The following is a 25,448-nucleotide window of genomic DNA, read 5'->3' on the forward strand; positions in this document are numbered from 1 at the left end:
ATAGAGAGCATCAGAAGCGGACGGCGGCCTGGAACCAGCCCCGCCAGTCGGACGTGTCGGTCGGCCCGACGAGCAGCGTGTCCTGCCGCACGTCGCCACCGATGCGGCGGGCGACGGCGGTGTGGATCGACCAGTGCTCGCCCGCCGCGTTCAGGCCGATGCCGGCGGCGTACAGCCCACGATCATTGTCGCGGGCGGCGCCCTGCCAGGGCTGATCGTTCAGCCAGAGGCGCGCGCCATCGACAAAGGCGAGCAGTTGCAGCGTGGCCTTCAGCGGCGGTGCCGGGATCAGGCGCCGCAGCTCCAGCGTGCCGAGCACTCCCTCGTCACCGATCCCCTCGCCGACCGAATAGGCCCGCACGCCGGAGGGACCGCCGGACAGGAATTTCTGCGAGCTGTCGAGGTTGCGGTTGGCCATCTGTCCGGACAGGCCAGCAAACAGCGTCCAGCGATCGGCGGCATCCAGCGTCTGGGTGCGCGACAGCCGTCCCGTCGCCTTCAGGTACGTGCCGTCGACGCGTGCGGTCAGCCGGTCGACGAGCAGCTGGTCGCGATTGCGCGACAGGTCCGCGCCACCGACCGTCAGCGTCACCGCTGCCTCGCTGAGCCCACCGCGCCCGAAGCTGTCGAAGCCGTCACCGGTCAGGCCGAGCGTCACCGCATCGATCCGGCGGTTGCTGATCCCGATGCCGCGTGCGCGATCCTTCAGCGCCAGATGCTCGTAGCCGGCGGTCGCATACAGGTTGCCCGCGCGGCTGCGCACGACCGGATAGCCGAGCTGCGCCGAGGCCGCAGTGGCCGATCCGGCCAGCGACAGGCTGCGGAACCGCGGCTGGTCGACCCGGTAGTCCAGGTAATTTCCGCCTAGTGTCAGGCGCAATCCCGATGCCGACAGGGGCAGCGCGTACAGTCCATTGACGAGCGTGCTGCCCGACGTGAAGCGGGCACCCAGCGCCGCCTCGTCCCCAATGCGCAACGGATCGTTCAGGCGCAGCCCCGCGCCGGTGCGCAACATCCCCGTACTGGGACTGCCATAATTGTCGATCGACAGCTCGCTGCCGATCAGCGGTGCCTCCTCGGCCTGGAGGACCAGCCGGCTGGTGCCGGTGCGGCTGCCCGGCTCCAGCGTCGCGCGCGCGGTGATGCCGGGCAGGTCGTTGACCAGCAGCATCGCGCGTTCCAGCTCCGCGGTCCGCAGCGGCGCGTCGCGGCGGGTGGCGCGGACGATCGGTGCGGTCAGACGATGCTGATCGATACGCGTCCGGCCGACCACCGTCACCGCGTCGGCACCGGCCAGGCGCCCGCCGACGATGGCGATCGTCACGCTGCCCTCGGTCACGTCCTGCCGCGGCAGATAGGCATAGGCGAGCGCATAGCCCCGCGCACGCAGGTAGCGGGTCACGCCATCCGCCAGCGCCTGCAGCCCGGGATGGTCCAGCGTCCGGCCGATCGCCTCGCGCGTACGCTCGACCAGCGCCTCGCTGTCGGCAAGCGCGGTGTCGCCCGAGAAGGTGATGGCACGGATCGTCACCGACACCTCGCCCGCCGGCACCGCCGTGCGCGTCTCGGGCACGGCGATGACCGGCGCCGCCTCGGGCACGGGGCGGGGCGTGGTGGCAGTGCTGCGCTGTTCGTTGAGCAGCGAGCCGGCATTGGGCACGCTCTGCGCGGCAGCAGAGGCCGCTGCGAACAGGCTGGCAGAGCCGGCGAGCAGGCTCAGCGCCCGGCGGAGAGAAGCGGATCGATCATGAAGTGACGGCAAGGGACGATGGCCTTCTGTAGGTGCGCGTCCCTCCTCGTTCCGGGATGGTTAAGCCCCGATAAGTCGTTTGTCGCATTACAGGACGTATCGGCTGTGATTGTGGACAAGCGCCTCAGTCTGGCGCATCGCCGACCATCAGGCGTTCGACTGCGCCCCTGTCCGCGCGGCGTTTGGCCGACAGCTTGCGCCTACATCGTGAGACGCACTCAGCGCACCGCCGCTCTGGCTTGCCGCTTCGATATGCGGGAGAGAGGACGCTGTATTCCGGGGCGGGTTGGTCGTGGCGCTCCCGTCCTGCACCTATGCGGTGCGGCAGCCTTCGAGATCCGACGAGAGGAGCGGGCCGTCGAACCACGGGATCAAACACCCGACACTAGGAGGCTTCCCCCTCTGCCGGCGATCGGCGAACGAAAAAAGCCGGATCATTTCTGACCCAGCTTCACCCACTCTTTCCGTGGTTTTCCAAGTGGCGCGCCCGGAACGATTCGAACGTCCGACCCTCAGATTCGTAGTCTGATGCTCTATCCAGCTGAGCTACGGGCGCGCAATGGAGGTGCGCCAATAGCAGGGTTCCGGAAGGGCGCAAGGGCAATCGACAGAAAATCTGCGCCGTTGTGCGGGGCGGGTGCGGATCGTAGGACATCGCGCATGAAGATCCTCCCCGCGCTGGCGCTGCTGCCGCTCCTGATCGCCGGCTGTTCGCGGGACAGGACCGCCTATCCGTCGCTCGCCAAACGGCCGGTCGAGGCGATGAACTTCGCCGATCCCCCTGCCCCGCCGGAACAGGCGGTGGTGGCCGACCCGGCGCTCGACGCACGGATCGCGACGTGGCGGACGCGGCTGGCAGCGGTGGCGAGCGGGTTCGACGAGGCTGCCGCCAAGACCGAGCGGATGGCGAAGGCGGCGGGCGCACGCACGGTCGGCAGCGACGCGTGGCTCGACGTGCAGACCGCACTCGCCGGGCTCGACGACTGGCGGGCACAGGCGACCGCGATCGCGGCGGATGCAGAGGCGGCCGGCAGCGCGCGGGCGGCGATGCTCACCCCACCCTATCCATCGCTGGAGGCGCTGGAGCAGACGGCATCGGCCGAGGTCGACCGGCAGGGTGCGGCACTCGACCGGGTGCAGGCGCTGCTGCCCGCCGCCTGACGGCTCAGGGCCGTTTCAGGAGCGGCAGGATGGTCGAATAATCATCGGTCCAGGCGGCGATGCCGGGGCGGGTCTGGGGCGCGCGCCAGTCCCTGCTGCTGTGCGTCAGCCGGGCGAGGACTTCGGGGTCGCGCGACAGGGCGATCCACAACGAGTGGGACGCGGTGGTGTCGAGTGTCGACGGCTTGTAGTCGAGCAGCGTCGCGGCCCAGCCCCCTTCCTGCGCCGCGGCGGCGACCACCGGCTCCAGATCGAGGAACCGGTTGGAGATGTGGACCAGGAGCAGCCCGCGCGCACCGACGACGCGGGCATAGGCGGCGAACGCCTCGCGCGTCATCAAGTGCATCGGCACCGCGTCGGACGAGAAGGCGTCCAGCACCAGCAGGTCGAGCGAGGCGGGCTCCGCGCGCGCCAGGCTGACCCGCGCGTCGCCTAGCACGATCTCCGGATGCGGCAGGCAGCGCGACAGATAGGTGAACTGGCCGGTGTCGCGGGCGATGCGGATCACCGCGGGGTCAATCTCGTAGAAGCGCCAGCTCTGGCCGGGACGCGCGTAGCAGGCGAGCGTACCGGTGCCGAGGCCGACCACGCCGACCCGCGCATGGGTGCCGTAGAGTGCCGGCAGGGCCTGCATCGCCTGCCCCACGCCGCTGCCGGGCGCGTAATAGGTGGTCGGCGTGCGCTCGCGCGCGACGGTGCCGGCGAGCTGGATGCCGTGGACGGTCGTGCCGTGGTCCAGCTCGCGCAGGCGAGGGCCGCTGCGGATGGTGTAGACGCCGAAATAGCTCCGCGTCCGCGCACCCGGCTCGGTGGACAGCGCCAGCGAGCGATAGCCGCCGAACAGCATCAGCGATGTGGCGAGGACAGCGACATAGGCAGGCCGCATCCCCACCGACGCCAGGCCGATCGCGGCGATGGCGAGGAAAAACACGCCGCGCCGCTGCGTCTCCGCCCCGTCGACCGCGCCGACGATCAGCAGCACGGCAAGCAGGGCCACCACGATCGCCAGCGCGATCGGTCGCCGCCTACCCCACCACAGGTTGCGGATGCCGGCGGTGAGAAAGGTCTGCGGCGCCAGCGCACCGGCGGCGAGGATCAGCAGCGGATATTCATAGGTCCAGTCGAACACCACCGGCGCGACCAGCCCGGCGAACACCCCGCCCAGCGCTCCGCCCGCGGCCATGGCGAGATAGAAACCGGTAAGCCGATCGGGCGAGGGCCGGCAGCGATAGAGCGCGGTGTGCAGCGCGACCGAGGCGATGAACAGCAGCGCGAGCGCAATGCCCAGCGTGAACCACGGCCCCTCCTGATAGCCGCCCATCATCACCCCGCCGAACAGCAGGATGGTGATCGGTGCGATCCGGGTGATGAAGTCCGCCGGCCCGCGCCGGTCGGCAAAGGCGACGGTGAAACTGAGCAGGTAGAGCCCGAGCGGCAACACCCAGAGGAGTGGCATCGCGACGATATCGGTGGTGATGTAGGTCGAGGTCGCGAGCATCAGCCCCGACGGGACCAGCGCCAGCGCGATCCACCAGCCGATCGTCCGGGGCGATGGCCGCGCGGAGGGGGTGGCGGCGGTCGCGGCCGGCTCCGACCCGCGCGGCAGGGTGGCGACGCAGGCGACGACGAGGGCGGCGAGCAGGACATAGCCGCCGCTCCAGAACAGGCTCTGCGTCCTGACCGCCATCAACGGCTCGACCATGAGCGGATAGGCGATCAGCCCGGCGAAGCTGCCGAGGTTGGACGCGGCGTAGAGCGCATAGGGGTCGCGCCCGCCGCTCGCCACGCTGAACCAGCGCTGCACCAGTGGCGCCTGCGCCGAAACCGCGAAGAACAGCGGTCCGATCGAACCCAGCAGCAGCCACGGCGCCCACAGCGCCGGCTGGGCGTCAGCCGGCAGCTGCGATGCGGTCAGCCCGATCGGCAACCAGAGGGCAGCGGCGAGCAGCACACCGAGATGAACCATCCCCTGCACCCGCGGCCGCAGCCGGCCGAGCCCATGGGCATAGGCGTAACCGCCGAGCAGCAGTGCCTGATAGACGAGCATCGCCGAGTTCCACACCGCCGGCGCCCCACCCAGCCGCGGCAGCGCCATGCGCGCCACCATCGGCTGGACGAGGAACAGCAGGAACGATCCGGTCAGTATGGTCAGGACGAAGAGCGCGCGGCTGGCATAGGCCGCGGCACCGTCCGGCGCCCTCAAGGCTTCGCTCATCTGCCCAGCAGCCGCGCGGCGTGGCCGGCGTGGTAGGTCAGCACGCCGGAACAGCCGGCGCGCTTGAATGCCATCAGCGTTTCCAGCACGAGCGCGTCGCGCTCGCCGGCGCCGGCGGCGACCGCGGCCTCCAGCATCGCATACTCGCCGGACACCTGATAGGCGAAGACCGGCACCTCGAAGCGCTGCTTCACGCGGGCGACGATATCGAGATAGGGCAGGCCGGGCTTGACCATGACGCTGTCGGCGCCCTCGGCCAGGTCGAGCGCGACTTCGCGCAGCGCCTCTTCGGCGTTGGCGCTGTCCATCTGATAGGTCTTCTTGTCCCCCTTCAGCAGGCCGCGGCTGCCGACCGCGTCGCGGAACGGACCGTAAAAGGCAGACGCGTATTTGGCGGCGTAGCTCATGATCTGGACGTTGCGGTGGCCCTCGCCCTCCAGCGCGCCGCGGATCGCGCCGATACGGCCGTCCATCATGTCGGAAGGCGCGATGATGTCGGAGCCGGCACGCGCCTGGTTGAGCGCCTGTTGCACGAGCGCGTCGGCAGTCGCGTCGTTGACGACATAGCCGGCGGCATCGACCAGCCCGTCATGGCCGTGGGTGGTATAGGGGTCGAGCGCGACGTCGGTCAGCACGCCGATCTCCGGCACCGCGTCCTTCAACGCGCGGATCGCGCGGCACATCAGGTTGTCGGGGTTCAGCGCTTCCGCCCCGTCGTCGGAGCGCAGGTGCGCGGGCGTGTTGGGGAACAGGGCGATGCAGGCGATGCCTAGGTCGCGCGCCTCGCGCCCGCGTAGAACGATATTGTCGACCGACCAGCGTGAAACGCCAGGCAGGCTGGCGATCGGCTCCTCCGCCTGTGACCCTTCCGCAATGAACAGCGGCCAGATCAGGTCGGCCGGGGTCAGCACCGTCTCTGCATGGAGCCGGCGGCTCCAGGCAGAGGCGCGGGTGCGGCGGAGGCGGAGCGCGGGAAAGGAGGACATGGGCCCGCCCATGCGGGATCGGACGCGCGCCCGCAAGCGTTGGGCGGATGGTTGCGGGAGTGTATCGATCATGCGGGAAATCCGGTCGGCGGCGATGATCGTCAACGCGAAATCGCGAAAGGGGCAGAAGCTGTTCAAGCGCGCCTGCGCGGCGATGCAGGGTCTGCCGTACAAGGTCGATGCCCGCGCGGTTGAGGATCCGGAGCAGCTGGAAGCGACCGTGCGCGACGTGCTGGCGGCCAAGCCGGACCTCGTCATCCTGGGCGGCGGCGACGGAACGATCAGCGGGCTTGTCGACCTGCTGGTCGGGCAGGACGTGGTGCTGGGGGTGCTGCCGCTCGGTACCGCCAACAGCTTCTCGCGGACGCTCGGCATCCCGCGCACGATCGAGGGGGCGGTGGATGTCATCAGGGCCGGGCACACGCGGCGCATCGACCTGGGCATGATCGACGGCGACTATTTCGCCAATTGCGCGGCGATGGGGATCAGCCCGCAGATCGCCGAGACGGTGCCGCACGGCCTGAAGAAGGTGCTGGGGATGGTCGGCTATCTGGGCTGGGCCGGCTATCAGTTCGGGCGGTTCAAGCCGTTCACGCTCCATGTCGACGACGGCACGACCAAGCGCAAGATGCGGGTGGTGGAGGTGCGGATCTCTAATGGACCGTACCATGGCGGCACCTGGCTGGTCGACGAGGCGTCGGTCAATTCGGGCGAGATCGTCGTCCAGGCCGTGCGCGGGCGTTACAAGCGCAAGCTGGTCTATAACTGGATGGCGAGCATCCTGGGGCTGAAGGCGCGGCACCAGGACACGATCAGCTTTTCCGCCAAGAGCGTCCATGTCGATACCGAGCCGCGGCTGCCGATCTCGATCGACGGCGAGGTACTGGCGCGGACGCCGGTGACGGCGAAGGTGGCGGCCGGGGTGATCGAGGTGATGGCGCCGCCTACTCCGCCGCGGCAGGGCTAGACGCCGGCACCATCAGCCGGCCTTTCCGCCACGGGCCGTAAATATAGTAGAGCGTCGCGCCGAGCAGCGTCACCGCCGAGCCGGTCGGGAAACTCCACCACAGCGCATCCGCGCCGAGCGCAGGATGTGCGAGCAATGCGATGCCGAGGCGTACCGGGAACATCGCGACGAACAGGATGACCAGCGGCCCCCACACCGCACCGTTGGCGCGGACCGTGCCGAACAGCACCATGGTCGCGCCGAACAGCACGAAGCTCCAGCTGGCGATCAGGCCGATGCGCTGGGCGATCGGGATCGCGGCGCTGCCCTCTGCCAGGAACAGGCCGAGCGTGGTGCGATCGAACCACAGCACCGCGACGACCAGCACGCCGGTCATCGCGACGTTGTAGATCAGCCCGACACGGGTGATCCGGCCGACCCGGTCCCACTTGCCCGCGCCGATATTCTGCGCCGCCATCGCGCTGACCGCGGCGCCGATCGCCAGCGCCGGCATCTGGATATAGGCCCAGAGCTGGAGCGTGACGCCATAGGCCGCGGTGGTCGCCACCCCCTCGCGGTTGACCAGCCCGACCATCGCCAGCCCCGCGACCGAGATGACCAGCATCTGCGCGCCGATCGGCAGCCCCTTGCCAACGATGGTCTTCACCAGCGCCCGGTCAGGAAGGAGGTAGGACAGCTCGGCGCCACGCAGCCGGATCGGCAGGTCGCGCAGGTTGAGATAGGCGACCAGCGCGACGATCGACACGCCGTTGGCGATCAGCGTCGCCAAGGCCGAGCCGGCGATGCCGAGCCGCGGGAATGGCCCGAGGCCGAGGATCAGTACCGGGTTCAGCCCGGTGTCGACGATCACCGCCAGCACCATGAACCAGAGGGGCGTCATTGAATCGCCGGTGCCGCGCAGCCCCATCATCGCGAGGACGAGGATCATCGACGCGGGCAGGCCGAGGAAGATGACGCGCAGATAGGCATCGGCCAGCGGCAGCGCCTCGCGCGGGGTGGCGAGGAGCAGGAGGATGTCGTGCGAGCAGGCCCAGCCGAGCAGCGCCACGACGATCGAGGTCGCCAGCACCAGCCCGATCGCCGAGCCGAAGGCGCGCCGTGCGCCCTCCACGTCGCCGCGGCCCCAGCTCTGGCCGGTCAGGATGGTCGCAGCCATGCCGAAGCCGAAGACGGCACCGAACATCAGGAACATGATGATGTTGGCGTTCGACGTCGCCGCCAGCGCCCCCTCCCCCAGGAAACGCCCGACCCAGATCGCGTTGATCGAGCCGTTGAGCGACTGGAGGATGTTCGACCCCAGCGTCGGCAGCGCGAAGGCGAGCAATGTGGTGCCGATCGGGCCGGTGGTGAGATCGCGCTGCGGTTTCGCCAATTGCCTGGCCCTCCTGTCGGCTGGGGGGTGGGATGCCGGGTCGGCGGGCCCGTGTCGAGGGTGGTTATGAGCGGCACCGCCCCTCTTCGTCATCCCGGCGAACGCCGGGACCCATGGACACGGTGACCAAGCGGCCGTCCCCGATCACCAGCCACACCGAAACCATGGATCCCGGCGTTCGCCGGGATGACGAAGAAGGGTGTCGTCATGCCTGGACAAGCCCGGCATGACGAAAAGAGGCGATCCTACCCCAGCCGCCCCAGCGCCGCGTGCAGGCGGGCTGCCTCTGCCATCTTGTCGGCATGGTCGGCCTTGGCCTTCTCCACCGCCTCGGGCTTGGCGCGCTCGACGAAGCTGGGGTTCGACAGGCGGCCACCCAGCGCGTCGCGCTCCTTCTCCGCCGCGGCGATCGCCTTGGTCAGGCGGGTGCGCTCGGCGTCGAGGTCGATGACGCCGGCGAGCGGCAGGACGAAGGTCGCCTCGTCCACCACCACCTGCGCCGCGCCGCCAGCGGCGACGTCGCCGTCCGTCATGTCGACGCGGGCGAGGCGGGCGAGCGCCGGCTGCTGCCGCGCCAATCGCGCCGTCGTACCCTCGCCCGCGTCGCGGACGTGGAGCGGCAGGCGCGCGCCCGGCGGCACGTTCAGCTCGGTCCGCGCGGTGCGGATGTCGGAGACGAGGCGGATCAGCCAGTCGATCTCGCGCTCCGCCTCGGGATCGAGCGCGCGCGCGTCCGGCATCGGCCAATGCGCGACGATCAGGTCGTGGTCGCGCGACGCCAGCCCGTGCCACAGCTCCTCGGTAACGAAGGGCATGAACGGGTGGAGGATGACCAGGATCTGGTCGAGCACCCAGCCCGCCACCGCCTTGGTCTCGTCATCGATCTGGCCCTTGATAAGTTCGAGATACCAGTCGCAGAAGCGGCTCCAGACGAACTGGTAGATGGCGTTGGCCGCCGCGTCGAAGCGGTACTCGCCGAGCGCCAGGTCGACCGCCTGCACCGTCCGCACCGTCTCGGCCAGGATCCACTGGTTGACCGCGTGGGTGGCGGCGGGCGGCTCCAGCGTGGTCGATCCGCCGATGCCGTTGGCCTGGGCGAAGCGGCAGGCGTTCCACAGCTTCGTGGCGAAGTTGCGGTATCCCTCGACCCGCTTCTCGTCCATCTTGATGTCGCGGCCCTGGCTCTCCATCGCCGCCATGAAGAAGCGCAGCGCATCGGCGCCATAGCGGTCGATCAGGCCGAGCGGGTCGACGGTGTTGCCCTTCGACTTCGACATCTTGGCGCCGTCTGCCGCGCGGACCAGCCCGTGCAGGTAGAGCGTGCGGAACGGCACGTCGTGCAGAAAGTGCAGCCCCTGCATCATCATCCGCGCATCCCAGAAGAACAGGATGTCGAAGCCGGAGATCAGGACATCGTTGGGATAGCGGCGCTGCCACTCGCCCTCGTGCGGCCAGCCCATCGTCGCGAAGGGCCATAGCGCGGACGAGAACCACGTATCCAGCACGTCCGGATCGCGGGTCAGCGTCACCCCCTGTCCCGCTTCGGCCCGGGCATCTTCCTCGGTTTGCGCGACGAAGATACGGCCGTCCTCGGCGAACCAGGCGGGGATCTGGTGGCCCCACCACAGCTGACGCGACACGCACCAGGGCTGGATGTTTTCCATCCAATTGAAGAAGGTCTTCTCCCACGTCTTCGGCACCAGCCGGATCGCGCCGGTCTGCACCGCCTCGATCGCGGGCGCCGCCAGCGTCTTGGCGTCGACATACCATTGGTCGGTCAGCCACGGCTCGATCACCACGCCGGAGCGGTCGCCGTACGGCGTCTGGATGATGCGCGGCTCGGCATCGTGCTCGGCGCCCTCCTTGTCGACATGCGGGATCAGGACGCCGTCCGCCTTCAGCCGGGCAACGACGGCCTTGCGCGCCTCCGCGGTCGACAGGCCGAGCAGATCGGTGGGGATCAGCCCGTCGCTCGTCTGAACGACGTTCGCCTTGGCATCGAGCATGTTGAGCATCTCGCCGGCCTTCATGCCCGCGCGCTTGCCCACCTCGAAATCGTTGAAGTCGTGACCGGGCGTGATCTTGACCGCGCCCGATCCCAGCGCCGGGTCGGCATGCTCGTCCGCCACGATCGGGATCAACCGCCCGGTGATCGGCAGCCGCACGCGCTTGCCGACCAGCGCGGTATAGCGCTCATCGGTCGGGTTCACCGCCACGGCCATATCGGCGAGCATCGTCTCCGGCCGGGTCGTCGCGACCTCGATAAAGCCGGATCCGTCCTCGAGCGGGTAGCGGATGTGCCAGAAATGGCCCTTGATCTCGCGCGTCTCGACCTCGAGGTCGCTGATCGCCGTGCCGAGGCCCGGATCCCAATTGACCAGCCTTTTGTCGCGATAGAGCAGGCCCTGCCTGTGTAGCTCGACGAAGACCTTCAGCACCGCCCTGCTGAACCCCTCGTCCATCGTGAACCGCTCGTTCGACCAGTCCATCGAGCAGCCGAGCCGGCGCAGCTGGCCGGTGATCTGGCCGCCGCTCTCCGCCTTCCACGCCCAGACCTTGTCGATGAACTCGTCACGGGTGAAGTCGGTGCGCTTGCTGCCGGCGGCGTTCAGCTGGCGCTCGACCACCATCTGCGTCGCGATGCCGGCATGGTCGGTGCCGACCACCCACATCGCGTCCTTGCCCTTCAGCCGGGCGTGGCGGGTCAGGATGTCCTGCAAAGTATTGTCGAGCGCGTGGCCGATATGCAGGCTGCCGGTGACGTTGGGCGGCGGGTTGACGATCGTCCACGGCTCCGCGCCCGGGCGATCGGGGCGGAACAGCCCCTGTTCCTCCCAATGCGCGTACCAGCGCTGTTCGATGGCGGCAGGGTCGAAGGTCTTGGGAAGCTCGGTCATGGAGCGGCCCTAAAGTTCCTTGGCGGCGAGGACAATCGCCACGTCAGTTTATGCGCAAACAGCCGCTTTCGAGACATGATGCCGCGTATCGGCCAGTCGGCGCATGACAATTTCATTAGGGATCGCCGCAGATAGTCGAGGGATCGACCCGAAATTCCATCTCGTCAGGTTACTCGCAATGCCCATTCTGAAACGCGTTCATGACCAGCTGCGCGCTCTGCTCCATGATTATCGCAGCCAGCTGACCTCTGGCCAAGCCATTGATAAGTCGAAGATAATGCATGACCGCTTCGTCTTCTACGTGGCGTTCCGACAGCTGAACGAGATCGTCCACAACAGCATCGCGGCGGTTCCCCTGGAACGCTTGCCGAGCCGTGCTGCAATCGTTTTTGGCGAGTATCATGAGCGGATGCGCGTCCTGAATCAGCGCTACAGCGAGAAGATCAGGCGGTGGACGCCAGAAAAGATTGGGATGGATCCGAACAGTTACCGGGAGGAATCGGCGAGGATGCATCGCCTGATCGAAGCACAGTTCGTTTGGGAGGAGCGCATGCTTTCGCCCCTCCTCTCACTCGGCGCGCGGCCGCAAACGAAGGCGGCGGCGCCTGCTCAGACGCCACCGACGAGGATCAACTCCCCGGCTTTGTCCAGCGGTTCATCCATCCTAACACTTCTCCATACCATTGACGCGAGTTCTTCGGTTTCAGCACCCAATGATTCTCATTGGGAAACACCAGCAACCGAGAGGGAATACCGCGTCGCTGCAGGGCGGTGAAGGCAGCAAGGCCCTGGGTATATGGAATCCGGAAATCCTTCTCCCCGGTGATGACCAGCATCGGGGTCTTCCACCGATCGACGAAGTTCACCGGGTTCCATTTCTCGAACGCCTGCGGGTCCTCGTAATAAGTCTTGCCGCCATGTTCCCACTCGTCGAACCATAGCTCCTCGGTCTCATACGCCATGGCCCGCGCGTCGAAGACGCCGTCGTGCTGGACGATGCACTTGAACCGATCAGGCCACTGCCCCTCGATCCAGTTCATCATATAGCCGCCATAGGATGCACCGAGCGCGCAGGCGCGGTCGCCGTCGAGCCAGCCGAACTTGGCCGTTGCCGCGGCGAGGCCCTTCTGAAGATCCTCCAGCGGCCAGCCGCCCCAGTTGTTGCTGATCGAGTCGGTGAAGCCCTGGCCGTATCCCGTCGATCCGTGAAAATCGACCGCGACCAGACCGTATCCGGCGCCCGCGAACACCGCCGGGTTCCAGCGATAGGACCAGCTGTTGTTGCTCGACCCCTGCGGGCCGCCATGGACCATGAAGGCGACCGGCACCTTGCCGCTCGTACCCGCCGGACGCACGGCATAGCCCCAGACGGTGTCGTCGTTCGCGCCCTTGAACGAGAAGCGGGTGACGGCGGGCATGTCGATCCCGGCCAGCCGCTCGGCATTGACGCTGGTCAGCCGCTGCGCACGGTTCGGCTTCGTGACCAGGTAATAGTCGTCGGGCGCGGTCAGGCTGTCGAGCGCGACCACGGCGCCCTTGGGCACCACCGCGACGCTGGCGACATGACCCTCGCCGGTCAGCCGCTGCACCTTGCCGGTGGCGGCGTCGACGCGGAACAGCGGGGTTTCCTGCGTGTCGTCGGCGGTGACGTAGAGCGACTTGCCATCGGGCGCCCAGGCGATCGAGGCGACCGAACGGTCCCACGCTTCCGTCACCGCCCGGGTCTGGCCGGAAGCGAGGTCGCGGATCGTCAGCACCTGCCGATCGGCCTCGAACCCCGGCCGCTTCATCGCGAAATAAGCGAGGCTGCGACCGTCCGGCGAGACGGTCGGCAGATTGTCGGTCGCCTGGTTGGCGGCGGTCAGGTTGGTCGGGGCGGCCGAGCCGTCCGCGGGCACCGAGAAGATGTCGAGGTTGGTGGACGTCGCCTCGATCCGCCCCGCCTCGCGCAGGGCGAAATAGACGGTGCGGCTGTCGGGGCTCCATGCCACCTCCTCGCCGCCGCCGAACGGCTTGGACGGTGTGTCGCCGACGAGCGCGCCGGTGATGCGCATGCCGTCGCCGGGCGCGCCCGCGGCGGTCAGCGGCAGGACGAACAGCTGCGAGCGGGTACCATCCGCCCACGTGTCCCAGTGGCGCACGAACAGCTGGTCATAGGTGTGGCCGGAGCCGGCGTCCGCCGCCTTCTTCTCCATCGCCGGCGCCAGGCTGGGAGCGCCGGGCTTGCGGTCGGCCCAGACCAGCAGCTTCGTCGCGTCGGGCGAAACCTTGAACCCGCCGAAGCCGCCCTGGAAGCCGGTCAGCTTACGCGGCGTGCCGCCGGTCAGCGGCACCGACCAGACGGCACCGTCGCCGCCGCCCCCACCCTCACCGTTCTTGTCCGAGGTGAAATACACGGTGTCGCCGACGACCTGCGGGTCGTTCTCGTTGACGTCGGGTTCGGCGACCAGCTTCTCCGGCCTGGCGCCGCGGCGGGTCAGGTCGAGGCGCCACAGGTCGTAACGGCCGCGATCGGCGTCGAGGTCGGTCTCGCGCTGCGCCCAGACCAGCCAGTGGCCGTCCTTCGACGCGACGGGCGCACCGACGCGGCTGAGCATGGTCACGTCCTGGATGGTCAGCGGGCGGGCGGCGGCGGGGGCGGCGATCACGGGCGCAAACGCCAGCCCGGCGAGGAGGAGGTGCTTCATGGCAGGCATGTAGAGCAGATCGAAATCCGCCCTTCAACTGGTAACGATCGTTACCGCCCCAGCGTAATCAGCTAGCCGTGGATCAGGTCCGTGCGCCGGGCTTGTCGAGCACCTGCCGGATCCGTTCGTTCAGATCGGCACGGCGGTAGGGCTTGCGGATCAGCTCGTACGACCGCGCACCCTCGTCGATCGCCTCGTCCGCGAACCCGGTGGTCAGCAGAACGCCGGTATGCGGGTAATCGCGCTTTACCGCATTGGCGAGCGCGACGCCGTTCATCCCACCGGGCATCAACACGTCGGTGAACAGCAACTGATAGTGCGGATCACCCTGCAACACATCGAGCGCCTGGCGCGCGTTCATCGCGAGGGTGACGTCGTAACCCAGATCACGCAGCATCTCGCGGCCCAGTTCGCCGACATCGGCCTGATCCTCGACCATCAGCACCCGTTCGCGCCCGCCATCCTGCTGGCGCGACACTGGCGCTGCCTTGCCGGCAACCGAGCCGCTGGCGCGCGGGAAGAACAGCGAGAAACGGGCGCCGCCCTCCGCCTCGTTGCGGACGGTCGCCAGTCCGCCCGACTGGCGCATGAAGCCGTAGACCATTGCCAGGCCCAGTCCGGTGCCCTTGCCCATCTCCTTGGTCGTGAAGAAGGGATCGAATACCTTGTCGACGATGGCGGGATCGATGCCGGGGCCGTTGTCGGTGATCGTCACCACCACATATTCGCCCGCGGCCAGCTTCTGCCCGGCGGGCTCGTCATCATCGGGCAGAACGATGTTGCGCGTCTCGATCGCGATCGATCCGCCGTCGCCCACCACATCGCGGGCGTTGGCGATGATGTTCTGCAACGCCATTTCGGCCTGCACCGGATCGATGCGGCAGTTCCACAGATGATCGTCGAGATGGCGGCGGACGGTGACGCCCTCGCCCGCCGTCCGGTCGATGATCGGGCGAAAATCGGCGATCAACGAGTTGAAGTTGAGCAGGCGGTCGCGCAGTTCCTGCTTGCGCGCAAAGGCCAGCAGCTGCTGGGTCAGCGTCGCGCCACGGCTGGCCGAGGTGGCGATCGCCTCGATCGCACGGCGGGCGGAGCGATCCTCCTGCCCGACCCGCGCCTCCAGGATATCGACATAGCCCAGAATGACCTGGAGCAGGTTGTTGAAGTCGTGCGCGATGCCGCCGGTCAGCTTGCCGACCGCCTCCATCTTCTGCGCCTCGTGCAGCGCCTCTTCCGCCTCGCGCCGGCGTGAGATGTCGAGCTGCGAGCCGAAGAAATAGAGCAGCTCGCCCGACTGGTCGAACACCGGCGACACGAACAGCGCGTTCCAGAAGGTCGAGCCGTTCTTGCGGTAGTTCAGCACCTCGACCGCGATCTCCTCGCGCTTGAGGATCGCGGCGCGCAGCTGGTCGACGACCTCCCGATCGGTCTCCGGCCCCTGGAGGAAGCGGCAGTTGCTGCCGACGATCTCTTCCTCGGTATAGCCCGTCATGAAGGTGAAGGCTTCGTTGCAGAAGATGATCGGATTATCGGGCTGGTGCGGATCGGTGACGATCATCGGCATCCGCGTCGTTTGCACGGCGGCGAAGAAGATGTCGTGCGAGGCGCCATGCGGCGGGCGCGCGTCGCTGATCCGCGGCGGCGGCACCATGCCGACGTTCGACTTTTCCGGCGGCGGATCGAAAGCGGTCATCGGCGGCTAAACCACAGGTCACGCGAGTCGTTCCCGGCCTGCACGGCGGCCGGCATCGGGAACGATGCGGTCACGTCAGCGGGGCTGACCGGTAATCCGGGCGATCTCGCTTGCCACCATCTCCTCGACCATCGCCGGCAGGTTGGTATCGAGCCAGTCGCGCAGCATCGGGCGGAGCATGGAGCGGACCACGCCCTCCAGGCTACCGTCGTCGTTGCGTTCCGCAGCGGTCACATCGGGCTGCGCAACGAGGCGGGTCAGGTTGTCGAGTGCGCTCCGGCTCGCCTGCGCGGTCCGATCCGACAGGATCGGGTCGACCGCCGCCACAGCCGGCGCGGCGGCGGGTGCCGACGCAGACTGGCGCGGCGCCGGGCCGGCCGGACGGATCGAGGCGAGCTGGGGCTCGACATGCGGCTGGGCCATCGTCACGACATCCTCGACAGGAGCTTCGTCAACCGGGGCTTCGTAGGCGGCGGGGATCGGGTCGCTGAGTTCCAGCACCTCGGCATCCTCGTCGTCGAAATAGGACGGCTCCGGCGCGGGCACCGGTGCCGGCTGCGTCCGCGGCGCACGGCGGGAGCGCACCGGCCCCTCGCCCTCTTCGGCGATGATCCGCTTGATGGAGGACAGGATCTCTTCCATCGACGGCTCGGCGCTCATGTCCCCCATCCCCGATTCAGCCCCCTTGTGCCCGCCCCTATTGGCGGTTCGGCGAGGACGCACCTGTGGTTAATCCGGGGCTCCTGTCAACATCGGTGTCCAGCATCGGATCAAGCGGGCCGCTGACCGTGGCGGTCTGCGCCGGGGTCGCCCTGGTCGAGGTGGCGAGCGGTTCCGGCTCGCCGTCGTCGCCGAAATCGTTGAACCGACGGCGGACCCGCTTGTAGTTCGTCGTCGGGTCGTAGAGCGTCGTGCCTTCGAGGTTCAGGTCGCGCGCCTCGGCATTGCCCATCGCGGCGAGCAGCGCGAAGCCGGCGACATAGGCGTCGCGGCGTGCGGTGACGAGCGTCACCTGGCTGTTCAGCAGCTCCTGCTCGGCATTCAGGATGTCGAGGATCGTGCGCGTGCCGACGCTGTTTTCGGCCCGCACGCCCTCCAGGCTCAGCTTGTTGGCGTTCACCGCCGTCTCGGACGAGGCGATCACCTGCTGCGCCGACTGCCAGATCGCATAGGCGGAGCGGGTCTGCGAGATCACGGCCCGCTCGGCGCCGGTCAGCTGCTCGATCGCCTGGCTGCGTCCCGCCTCTGCCTGGCGGACCCGTGCAGCCGGTGCGCCGCCCTGGAACAAGGGCAGCGACAGCTGGAGCCCGGTGGTGACGGCGGTGCCGCTGCCGGGAACACGCTGGCCATTGGCGACCGCCGGAACGGAGCCGAGATAGTTGAAATAGGTGCCAGTCGTCACCGCCGCAACGCGCGGGCGGCGCCCGGCCCGCGCGACGTCGATGTCGAAGCGGGTGGCGTCCGCCGCCTTGCGCGCGGCGAGCAGCTGCGGATTACGGTCGAGCGCGGTGTCGACCGCCGCCGCCGGCGAGGCCGGCAGGTTGGGGAGCGCCGGCGGCTGTTCCAGCGCGACCGGCGGCGCGCCGACGACCGCGATATAGTTCTCGCGACTGGAGATCAGCTGCGCCTCGGCCGACTGAAGCTGTGCACGGGCGAGCGCCAGCCGCGCCTCCGACTGGGCGACGTCGGTACGGGTCAGGTCGCCGACCTGGAACCGGTCGCGGCTGGCGTTCAGGTTGACGTCGAGAACGCGGACGTTCTGCTGGTTCAGCCCGACGATCGCCTCGTCGCGGATCACGTTCATATAGGCCGCGACCACGTTGACGAAGGTGTTCGCCTCGGTGTTGCGCAGCGTGGCCTGGCCGGACTCGACCCTGGTCTCGGCAGCACGCACCGCGTTGCGCACCGCGCCGCCCTGATAAAGCGGAACGGACAGCTGGAGTTGGCTGTTCGCCAGCCGCTCAGGGTTGAGGAAGTTGTTGTTGGCCTGGATCGCGTTCTCCGTCGCAGTGCCGCTGGCGGCGAGCGAGGGCAGCCCGTTGGAGCGCGCTATCGGCACATTCTCGTCGGTCGCGCGCTGCGCCGCGCGCTGCGCGGTGAGGGTCGGATTGTTGGCATAGGCCTTTGCCAACGCCTCACGCAGCGTTTCCGCCGACACGGGTGCCAGCGGCAGCAGCGCGACTCCCGCGAGCGCCGCGCGACGGAACAGAAGCCGCGTCACCGCGATCAGAACCGAAAGCCGGTCGGCCGGGCGAACCCCGGCAGCAGCACGCACTCCGCGTCGGCAAACGGCATGACGCCGTGCCCGCTGGCGGTGCGGCGACCGCTCGCCAGCCGCGTAACGCCGCGCTCGACCAGTCCGGTGGCGATCCGACCGCCGGGGCGCAGCTGAGCGACCAGCGAATCGGGCAGAGCCTCGACCGCACCGTCGACCAGCAGCACATCATAGGGCGCACCATCGGCATGGCCACCTGCGAGCGAATCCTCGACCAGCGTGACGCCATCGGTGCCGGCCAATGCCGCACGAGCCGCTTCGGCGAGAGCGGGATCGCTCTCGACCGCAGTCACCTGTGCGCCAAGCAATGCAGCGACGGTAGCGGTATAGCCCGTCGCCGCGCCGATCAGCAGCACACGATCACCGTCGAGGATCTCCGCCTCGGTCAACAGGCGGCCGGTCGCCATCGGCGGATTCTGGAAGCGTCCGCCGCCCAGCGGCAGCGGCCCGTCACGATAGGCGATCGCGCGCGACGTGGCGGCCACGAAATCCTCACGCGCCACCGTTCCCATCGCCGCGACGACGCGAACGTCGTCGACGCCCGTGGTGCGCAGCTGGCTGGACACCATGGCCTGGCGCATCGCTGCGCTATCGGTCGACGCGCTGGCGTCGGAGATATCGATCGTCGTCATGGCCCACCCTCTACGCGAAGCGTCTTAGTCACGCAATACACTGTTGCGGATTTCGCCTTTCCCTATCGCGCGACGTCGGATGCGCCAAGGGGCACCCATATGCGAAAGGGGCGGCGGACCCGCTGGTCCACCGCCCCCGCAAGAACGTCCGAAGGCCGGGTGGCCTGGGCGTTCGTTACTTCATGTTCGCCGAGACGGCGTTGAAGGTCGTGCCGAGCTTGGTGCCCAGCTGCGACATCGCGCCGATGGCAGCGACGGCGATCAGGGCGGCGATCAGGCCGTATTCGATGGCGGTGGCGCCCTTCTTGTTCTTGAACATGTTGCGAATCGTCTGCATTTCGGTCTCCATCGTCGAAGCTTCAGTCACCCGGCCGGGCCGGGTATCCGGGCCAGCACCTTCGGGATTAAGCGGGCTGGGTTGAAAAAGACTTAAGCTCGCCAAGTTTGTGAGTAATTTGGGTCAACGGGCGTTGACGACCTTTTGGCTGACATTGCCCCACATGCCGATGGTCACGTCGGCGACGCTGGACAGCCCGACCATCATGACCAGCACGATCATCGCGATGATGAGGCCATATTCCACCGCGGACACCCCGCGTTGATCGGAGAGCATGCGCGCGACGAGGCGGCGGACGGCTTGCACGGACACCATGGCGGTGGTGGTTAGCCGCCTTTGCTTAACGATTGACCAATATTCGCCTCAATCAGGCTTTTCCGGCGGTCGATAGGTCAGCCTGCGCGTCCCGTTCCAGCGACGGATCAGCGCGCGGGCAAGTCCGCCGCCGTGAAAATAATCGTGCCACCAGCGTGCCCGGCGGCGGCGCTCGATGCGCTCGCCCCATAGCAGCGCCGCCGCGAGCAGCGCGAGGATCGCGACGCCCAGGACGATCGCCTCGATCAGCATGCGGGAGAAGATGATTTTGCGGAGCGCTGAACGCGCGGATCTGGAGGCCCGACCGGGAATCGAACCCGGGTGCAAGGATTTGCAGTCCTCTGCGTCACCACTCCGCCATCGGGCCTCGATCTGCGGGAGGCGGGCTGATGGGGAATTTTGTCGTCCCGGTCAACTATGATCGTCAGAGCCGGCCCATCTTGAGGAACTTCGTCCGACGCTCGCTGCGCAGCTCCTGCGCGGAGAGCGGGGCAAGGTCCTTCAACGCACCGTCGATCGTGTCGCCCAGAGCCGAAATCGCGGCGGCGGGGGCGCGGTGGGCGCCGCCCAGCGGCTCGGCGACGATCGTGTCGATGATGCCGAGCGACTTCAGGTCCTGCGCGGTCACCCGCATCGCCTCGGCCGCGTCGGCGGCGCGGTCGGCGGTGCGCCACAGGATCGAGGCGCAGCCTTCGGGACTGATGACCGAGTAGACGGCATGCTCGAACATCAGCACGCGGTTGCCCGCGGCCAGCGCCACCGCGCCGCCAGAGCCGCCCTCGCCCACGATTGCCGCGACCACCGGCACGCCTGCGTTCAGGCATGCCTCTGTCGAGCGGGCGATCGCCTCGGCCTGGCCACGCTCCTCGGCCTGGATGCCGGGAAAGGCGCCCGACGTGTCGACGAGCGTCACGATCGGCAGGGCAAAACGGTCGGCGAGTTCGACCAGGCGGATCGCCTTGCGATACCCCTCTGGCTTGCCCATGCCGAAATTGTGGCGGATGCGGCTGGCGGTGTCGGCGCCCTTCTCGTGCCCGATCGCGAGCACGCGGCGGCCGCGGAACGTCGCGAAGCCGCCGATGATCGCCTGGTCGTCGCCGAACGCGCGGTCGCCGGCCAGCGGCAGGAACTCGTCGAAAAGGCCGGCGACATAGTCCTTGAAGTGCGGCCGTTCCGGATGACGGGCGACCTGCGTCTTCTGCCACGGCGACAGCTTGGCGAAAGTGTCGCGCAGCAGCTTGTCGGATTTGGCCTGCAGGCGGGCGATCTCCGCGTCGATATCGACCGCGCCGTCGGCGGCGGTCTCGCGCAGTTCGTCGATCCGGCCCTGCAGCTCGGCGATCGGTTTCTCGAATTCGAGGAAGCTTGCCATCGCCCGGCGGTTAAGGCTGGCGCGGCGCGAGGTCAACGAGCGGGTGACGTGCATTCACCAGCTCGACCAGCCGGCCGGCATCGACATGGGTGTAGATCTCGGTCGTCGCGATGTCGGCATGGCCCAGCATCGTCTGGAGCGCGCGCAGGTCGGCACCGCCCGCCAGCAGGTGCGTCGCGAAAGCATGGCGCAGGACGTGCGGGCTGACCCGGTCGGGCGGGATCCCCGCCGCCGCCGCCAGCTCCTTGACCAGCTGGTAGAGCCGGATGCGGGTCAGATGCCGCGCGCCGGAGGGAAAGAGGAAGGGTTTGGCCACGGGCACATGCACCCGCCACGCCGCGACGGCCGCCCGCGCCCGGTCGGAGATCGGCACCAGCCGCTCCTTTCCGCCCTTGCCCGCCAGGATCAGGTAGGGCCGGTCGGGCGCGACCGCGTTGCGCGGCAGCGACACCAGCTCGGTCGCGCGCAGGCCCGAGCCGTAGAGCAGCTCGACGATCGCGGCGAGGCGCAGATCGCCGGGCAGCGGACGCTCCACCGCCAGCCGCTCGGCGATGGCGGCGAACAGCCGGTCTATATCGGCGTGGCTCAGTATCTTGGGCAGCGGTCGGGCGGCACCGGGGCGGGGTAGCGCGACGCCGGGGTCGTCGGCGCGGTGCCCTTCTTCGTGAAGAAAGGCGAAGAAGCGGCGCAGCGACGCCGCCTTGCGCGCGACGGTGGCGCGCGACAGCGCGCGCCACTCGGTCGCCAGTGTCTGGAGCGCCGCGGCGTCGGCCTCTGCCAGCCGCCCGCCCAGCACCTCCGACGCCAGCGACAGGTCGCTGCGGTAGGCGGCAAGCGTATTGCGCGCCGCCCCCGCCTCAGCCGCCAGCATTTCCAGGAAGCGGTCGATCAGCGGCCGGTCGGCCAGTCCGGTCACGCGCGCGCGACCGCCTCTGCGGCGATCATCCGGGCCTCGCCCTCCAAGCCGACCGCGCGGAGTGCGGCGACGATGCGGAACAGCGCGGCGGGCGGCACGCCGCGCCACGCGCCCGTCTGCATGCCGATGCCCGCCAGCAGCAGCACGGTGCCGGGTTGCTCATCGGCGACCGCGCGGTCGAGCGCGCGGGTCCAGCTGTCCTGCCGGCCGATCGGCACGCCGAGCGATTCGGCGGCACGCTCCACCTCGATCTGCGGCATCCGGCCGAGCCCGGCGAGTCCGGCGAAGAGCAGCCGCTGCCGCACCGCCCCGCCGCCATAGCCGTCCACGTCGCTCGCCGCGTAGCGCCGGCCGCCATCGGGATCGGACAGCGCCAGCAGCGCCCAGGCCTGCCCCCCGGCCGGCACCACTCCTGCCCAGCGCTGTGCCGTCCGGTCGAGCCCGGCCGACAGCATCGCGGCGATGAGCCGGTCCGCGTCTGCGTTGTTCGGCCCCGCCGGCTGACGCACCGCGGCACGGGCAGTCAGGATCAGCCGGCCATAGCCAGGATCATTGCCCCAGATCTGGCGCAGCGCCGTCAGCCGCGCCGCCGGATCCGGATCGGTATAGGCGGTGCGAAGGTCGGCGGCGGTCGAGGCGGCGGCGGCCGGTGCGTCGTCCGCCATCGCCACCGCGCCATAAAGGTCGACGAGCGCGATGTTCGAGAACACGCCCTGCGCCGCCGCCTGCTCGGCGATGGCTACGCGGTCCTTGACCGGAACAGAGGGCGACAGCGCCTGCCAGGAGCGGACCTGCGGGCCGACCGCGGTGTAGAAATCGTCAGGGATCGCCACGCCGGTCGCGGTCGCCAATCCGAAGCGCCACGGCGTCAGCCGGTCGGCATCGGTCCACTCGATCGTCACCGCCTGGCGCCCCTGGCCAGCCGCGCCCATCACCTTCTCGGCGAGGTGCTGGTCGAACCCGGTACCGACCCGGCGGCGGCGAACGGCGGCAAAGGCCGCGCGCGCCGCCGCGCCGTCACCCGCGAGCGCGGTGCAGACCGGGCGGGCGAGCGCCCAGGCGCCCTCCCCCGTCGTCGCCAGCCCGGCATCGGCGAGCGGGCAGAGCCCGGCCGGATCGCCCGCGGCCAGCATCGCGTTGAGCGCGACCTGATAGAGTTTGGGCGTGTAGTTGCCGTTGTCGACCTGCTGGACGACCGCGCGCGCCGCGACCGATTCGCCCATGCGCAGCAGCAGCCAGGCACGCTCGGCGGCGAAATCGGCACCGTTCAGATGGCGGGGCGTGTCGAGTTGCCCAACCAGCGCACGGCGCAGCGCGATGGACAGCCAGCGTGACGGCAGCGGCGCGGCCATGCGGCGCATCAACTGCTCGACATAGATTCCGTCCGCCCGCCCGAACGCGTCGGGCGCGATGCCACGTCCGACGCCGACATCGCTCAGCGAGCGTCGCGCCGAGGCCGGCATCTCATAGGCGGCCAGCGTCGCCGGATCGACCGGGCTGGGCGTGGCGCTCGGCGTCGGCAGCGGCGACGGCGTGTCGGTGGGCAGCGGCTGGACGACCGCACCGGTCGCGTCGGGCGTCGCCAGCGGTCGCGGGGTCGCGGTACCGCCGGGGCGCGGCACCGTTGGCGTCGCCGTGGCGCGCGGCGCAGGGGCGGGTTCACCAAAGCCGGGCGGCAGGATCGACTCGGGCCGGTCCTGCGCCAGCCCGGCTCCACCGATTACGAGGGCGCCGAGCGCCGCCGCCAGCAGCGCCCTATTGGAGGTTCGCAAGCGAGACCTGCTTCTCGACCTGAGTCGTCGGCCGTTCCGAATCACGGCCCGCGAGCAGGAACAGCCCGCCCCCGATCACGGCGACGAGGATGATGAGGAAGACGACCAGGCGGGACATGGAAAAAGCCTTGATGACGTAGAACCGGGCGGAAGAGTCGTAGGGGCGGCGGTACTTTTTGCGTGAACGCCCTGCGGCTGTATAGCGCGGCCCGCGATGATGGAAAGCCAAACCCCCTGGACCGGCCGGCCGCTGGTGCTCGTCGGGCTGATGGGGGTCGGCAAGTCGACCGTCGGACGCCGACTGGCGACCCGGCTCGACCTGCCGTTCGTCGATGCCGATCACGAGATCGAATCGGCCGCCGGGCTCAGCATCACCGAGATCTTCGATCGGTTCGGCGAACCCTATTTCCGCGACGGCGAGCGGCGCGTGATCGGGCGGCTGATGGACGGCACGCCCAAGGTGATCGCCACCGGCGGCGGCGCCTTCGTCAACGACGAGACGCGCGCCCTGATCCTCGACCAGTCGACCGCGATCTGGCTGCATGCCCATCCCGAGATCCTGGCCGAGCGGGTCCGCCGCCGCGACACCCGCCCGCTACTGCGCGGCAAGGACGCACGCCAGGTGCTGACCGATCTCGCCGCCAAGCGCGATCCGCTATACGCGATGGCGCCCATCCATGTCGCCAGCCAGCGCGGGCCGCACGAGGCGACCGTCAACGCCATATTGAAAGCCATCGGACGATGAAGGTCACGGTCGAACTGGGTTCCCGCAGCTACCCGATCCTGATTGAGCCGGGGCTGCTGGCGCAGGCGGGCGAACATCTGGCGCCGCTGGCGCGCGGGCGGCCGATGGCGATCGTCACCGACGAGAATGTCCGTCCGCATCTCGACACCCTGCAGGCGGCGATGAACGCGGCGGGCATCGCCAGCGAGGCGCTGGTGCTGCCGCCCGGTGAGGCGACGAAGAGCTGGGCGCGGCTGGCCGAGGTGTGCGACTGGCTGCTGCGTCAGGGCGTCGAGCGCGGCGATCACGTCGTGGCGCTCGGCGGCGGGGTGATCGGCGACCTGGTGGGTTTCGCCTGCGCGATCCTGAAGCGCGGGTGTGGTTTCGTGCAGATCCCGACGACGCTGCTGGCTCAGGTCGATTCGTCGGTCGGCGGCAAGACCGCGATCAACACGCCCGCCGGCAAGAACCTGATCGGCGCCTTTCACCAGCCGTCCCTGGTGCTGATCGACCCGGCGGTCCTCGACACGCTGTCCCCCCGCGAGCTGGCGGCCGGCTATGCCGAGGTGGTCAAATACGGGCTGATCGACGACGCGGACTTCTTCGCCTGGTGCGAGGCGAATGGCGCCGCACTGCTGGCGGGCGACGTCGACGCGCGGGTCCATGCCATCGCTCACTCGGTCGCCGCCAAGGCGCGGATCGTTGCCGCGGACGAGCACGAGACCAACGGCACCCGCGCGCTCCTGAACCTGGGCCACACCTTCGGTCATGCGCTGGAGGCAGAGGCGGGCTTCGACGGCAGCCTGATCCACGGCGAGGGCGTAGCGGCGGGCATCGCCCTCGCCTTCCGTTTCTCCGTCGCCCAAGGACTGTGCGCTATTGCCGAGGCCGAGCGGGTTGCCGCGCATTTCCGCGCCGTCGGCCTGCCTGATGGGCTGGCGCGGGCGGGGATCGCGGCCGACGGCGCGAGGCTGGTCGACCATATGCGCCACGACAAGAAGATGGCGGCGGGCACCCTGCCCTTCCTGCTCGTGCGCGGGATCGGGCGGACCTATGTCGACCGCACGGTCGATCTCGCCACGGTCGAGCGCTTCCTCGATGCCGAGCCGCGTAGGATGCCGGGCGCCGTGCCGTGCCCAACGGCGTAAAGAAGCGCGATCTGCCGACGAAAACCTGCCCCGCCTGCGGCCGGCCATTTACCTGGCGAAAGAAATGGGCGCGCGACTGGGAGCACGTCGTCTACTGCTCGGACGCATGCCGTCGCCAACGGCCATGATTAACATCGCGCTGTTTGTACCATTCTGACACGGTGATCGAAAAAGGTTCCCGATCAGGATTTTCTGGTGAACTTTCTGGTTAACCGGGGATTAGGCCCGC

At 68.9% G+C, this 25,448-nt stretch carries 23 protein-coding genes and 2 tRNA genes; 5 read left to right on the forward strand and 20 right to left on the reverse strand.

The annotated features are described in order from the left end of the window. Window positions 1-10: 10 nt before the first annotated feature. Both Q5H91_RS04635 and Q5H91_RS04640 read right to left on the reverse strand, forming a co-directional pair. Window positions 11-1,762 (reverse strand): ShlB/FhaC/HecB family hemolysin secretion/activation protein, encoded by a 1,752-nt coding sequence (locus tag Q5H91_RS04635; RefSeq protein ID WP_305172049.1) that lies wholly within the window; start codon window positions 1,760-1,762, stop codon window positions 11-13. Between the two features lie 467 nt (window positions 1,763-2,229). Next, window positions 2,230-2,306: transfer RNA gene (locus Q5H91_RS04640), tRNA-Arg, on the reverse strand. A 104-nt stretch (window positions 2,307-2,410) separates the two neighbouring features. Here Q5H91_RS04640 and Q5H91_RS04645 point away from each other — a divergent pair. Further along, window positions 2,411-2,911 carry a hypothetical protein gene (locus tag Q5H91_RS04645; RefSeq protein WP_305172050.1) on the forward strand — a complete coding sequence of 167 codons (501 nt, stop codon included), beginning with the start codon at window positions 2,411-2,413 and terminating at the stop codon, window positions 2,909-2,911. A gap of 4 nt (window positions 2,912-2,915) precedes the next feature. On the opposite strand, the gene Q5H91_RS04650 is transcribed toward Q5H91_RS04645, so the two are convergent. After that, entirely contained in the window at window positions 2,916-5,126 is a 2,211-nt protein-coding gene (locus Q5H91_RS04650; RefSeq protein WP_305172051.1) for a fused MFS/spermidine synthase, read from the reverse strand. Then, a complete protein-coding gene (hemB, locus tag Q5H91_RS04655) occupies window positions 5,123-6,112 on the reverse strand; it encodes a porphobilinogen synthase (RefSeq protein WP_305172052.1) in 990 nt (329 codons plus the stop codon). The genes Q5H91_RS04650 and hemB overlap by 4 nt, the downstream gene beginning before the upstream one ends. Before the next feature lie 70 nt (window positions 6,113-6,182). Here hemB and Q5H91_RS04660 point away from each other — a divergent pair, with 70 nt between their 5' ends. Then, on the forward strand, window positions 6,183-7,079 hold the full coding sequence (locus Q5H91_RS04660) for a diacylglycerol/lipid kinase family protein (protein WP_305172053.1): 897 nt from the start codon (window positions 6,183-6,185) through the stop codon (window positions 7,077-7,079). Here the strand turns inward: Q5H91_RS04660 and Q5H91_RS04665 are convergent. The 16 genes from Q5H91_RS04665 to Q5H91_RS04740 all read right to left on the reverse strand — a co-directional run bounded on the left by Q5H91_RS04665 (window position 7,057) and on the right by Q5H91_RS04740 (window position 23,465). Next, a complete protein-coding gene (locus tag Q5H91_RS04665) occupies window positions 7,057-8,451 on the reverse strand; it encodes an MATE family efflux transporter (RefSeq protein WP_305172054.1) in 1,395 nt (464 codons plus the stop codon). The two genes, Q5H91_RS04660 and Q5H91_RS04665, sit on opposite strands and share 23 nt — an antisense overlap. A gap of 245 nt (window positions 8,452-8,696) precedes the next feature. Then, window positions 8,697-11,348, reverse strand: coding sequence for a valine--tRNA ligase (locus Q5H91_RS04670; protein ID WP_305172055.1), 2,652 nt, complete (start codon window positions 11,346-11,348; stop codon window positions 8,697-8,699). A 169-nt stretch (window positions 11,349-11,517) separates the two neighbouring features. Further along, window positions 11,518-11,751: a hypothetical protein gene (locus Q5H91_RS04675; RefSeq protein WP_305172056.1), complete on the reverse strand. Its 234-nt coding sequence runs from the start codon at window positions 11,749-11,751 to the stop codon at window positions 11,518-11,520. Between the two features lie 226 nt (window positions 11,752-11,977). Beyond that, a complete protein-coding gene (locus Q5H91_RS04680) occupies window positions 11,978-14,035 on the reverse strand; it encodes a S9 family peptidase (protein ID WP_305172057.1) in 2,058 nt (685 codons plus the stop codon). An 82-nt stretch (window positions 14,036-14,117) separates the two neighbouring features. Continuing rightward, window positions 14,118-15,728: a histidine kinase famiy protein gene (locus Q5H91_RS04685; RefSeq protein WP_305172058.1), complete on the reverse strand. Its 1,611-nt coding sequence runs from the start codon at window positions 15,726-15,728 to the stop codon at window positions 14,118-14,120. 75 nt (window positions 15,729-15,803) lie between these two features. After that, complete coding sequence (locus tag Q5H91_RS04690; RefSeq protein WP_305172059.1) at window positions 15,804-16,397, reverse strand: DUF2497 domain-containing protein; 594 nt, start codon at window positions 16,395-16,397, stop codon at window positions 15,804-15,806. A gap of 28 nt (window positions 16,398-16,425) precedes the next feature. Then, window positions 16,426-17,949, reverse strand: a complete 1,524-nt coding sequence (locus Q5H91_RS04695) for a TolC family outer membrane protein (RefSeq protein ID WP_370655215.1) — start codon at window positions 17,947-17,949, stop codon at window positions 16,426-16,428. Between the two features lie 5 nt (window positions 17,950-17,954). After that, window positions 17,955-18,635 (reverse strand): protein-L-isoaspartate O-methyltransferase family protein, encoded by a 681-nt coding sequence (locus Q5H91_RS04700; protein WP_305172060.1) that lies wholly within the window; start codon window positions 18,633-18,635, stop codon window positions 17,955-17,957. Between the two features lie 175 nt (window positions 18,636-18,810). Beyond that, a complete protein-coding gene (locus tag Q5H91_RS04705; RefSeq protein WP_305172061.1) occupies window positions 18,811-18,972 on the reverse strand; it encodes a Flp family type IVb pilin in 162 nt (53 codons plus the stop codon). A 123-nt stretch (window positions 18,973-19,095) separates the two neighbouring features. Continuing rightward, a complete protein-coding gene (locus tag Q5H91_RS04710; RefSeq protein WP_370655216.1) occupies window positions 19,096-19,284 on the reverse strand; it encodes a Flp family type IVb pilin in 189 nt (62 codons plus the stop codon). A gap of 51 nt (window positions 19,285-19,335) precedes the next feature. After that, entirely contained in the window at window positions 19,336-19,539 is a 204-nt protein-coding gene (locus tag Q5H91_RS04715) for a hypothetical protein (RefSeq protein WP_305172062.1), read from the reverse strand. Window positions 19,540-19,580: 41 nt separating this feature from the next. Next, window positions 19,581-19,654, reverse strand: a tRNA-Cys gene (locus Q5H91_RS04720). A 57-nt stretch (window positions 19,655-19,711) separates the two neighbouring features. Next, window positions 19,712-20,659, reverse strand: coding sequence for an acetyl-CoA carboxylase carboxyltransferase subunit alpha (locus tag Q5H91_RS04725; protein ID WP_305172063.1), 948 nt, complete (start codon window positions 20,657-20,659; stop codon window positions 19,712-19,714). A 10-nt stretch (window positions 20,660-20,669) separates the two neighbouring features. Next, on the reverse strand, window positions 20,670-21,575 hold the full coding sequence (locus tag Q5H91_RS04730; RefSeq protein ID WP_305172064.1) for a tyrosine-type recombinase/integrase: 906 nt from the start codon (window positions 21,573-21,575) through the stop codon (window positions 20,670-20,672). Beyond that, entirely contained in the window at window positions 21,572-23,347 is a 1,776-nt protein-coding gene (locus tag Q5H91_RS04735) for a hypothetical protein (RefSeq protein WP_305172065.1), read from the reverse strand. The genes Q5H91_RS04730 and Q5H91_RS04735 overlap by 4 nt, the downstream gene beginning before the upstream one ends. Then, a complete protein-coding gene (locus Q5H91_RS04740) occupies window positions 23,331-23,465 on the reverse strand; it encodes a hypothetical protein (RefSeq protein ID WP_305172066.1) in 135 nt (44 codons plus the stop codon). The genes Q5H91_RS04735 and Q5H91_RS04740 overlap by 17 nt, the downstream gene beginning before the upstream one ends. 96 nt (window positions 23,466-23,561) lie before the next feature. On the opposite strand from Q5H91_RS04740, the gene Q5H91_RS04745 reads away from it, so the two are divergent. The 3 genes from Q5H91_RS04745 to Q5H91_RS04755 are packed head-to-tail and all read left to right on the forward strand — an operon-like array spanning window position 23,562 to window position 25,347. Then, window positions 23,562-24,092 (forward strand): shikimate kinase, encoded by a 531-nt coding sequence (locus Q5H91_RS04745; RefSeq protein ID WP_305172067.1) that lies wholly within the window; start codon window positions 23,562-23,564, stop codon window positions 24,090-24,092. After that, a complete protein-coding gene (aroB, locus tag Q5H91_RS04750) occupies window positions 24,089-25,219 on the forward strand; it encodes a 3-dehydroquinate synthase (RefSeq protein ID WP_305172068.1) in 1,131 nt (376 codons plus the stop codon). Before Q5H91_RS04745 ends, aroB begins: the two co-directional genes overlap by 4 nt. Further along, window positions 25,204-25,347 (forward strand): DUF2256 domain-containing protein, encoded by a 144-nt coding sequence (locus Q5H91_RS04755; RefSeq protein WP_305172069.1) that lies wholly within the window; start codon window positions 25,204-25,206, stop codon window positions 25,345-25,347. Before aroB ends, Q5H91_RS04755 begins: the two co-directional genes overlap by 16 nt. Window positions 25,348-25,448 lie beyond the last annotated feature (101 nt).

Source organism: Sphingomonas aurea (assembly GCF_030678875.1).
Taxonomy (GTDB): domain Bacteria; phylum Pseudomonadota; class Alphaproteobacteria; order Sphingomonadales; family Sphingomonadaceae; genus Sphingomonas; species Sphingomonas aurea.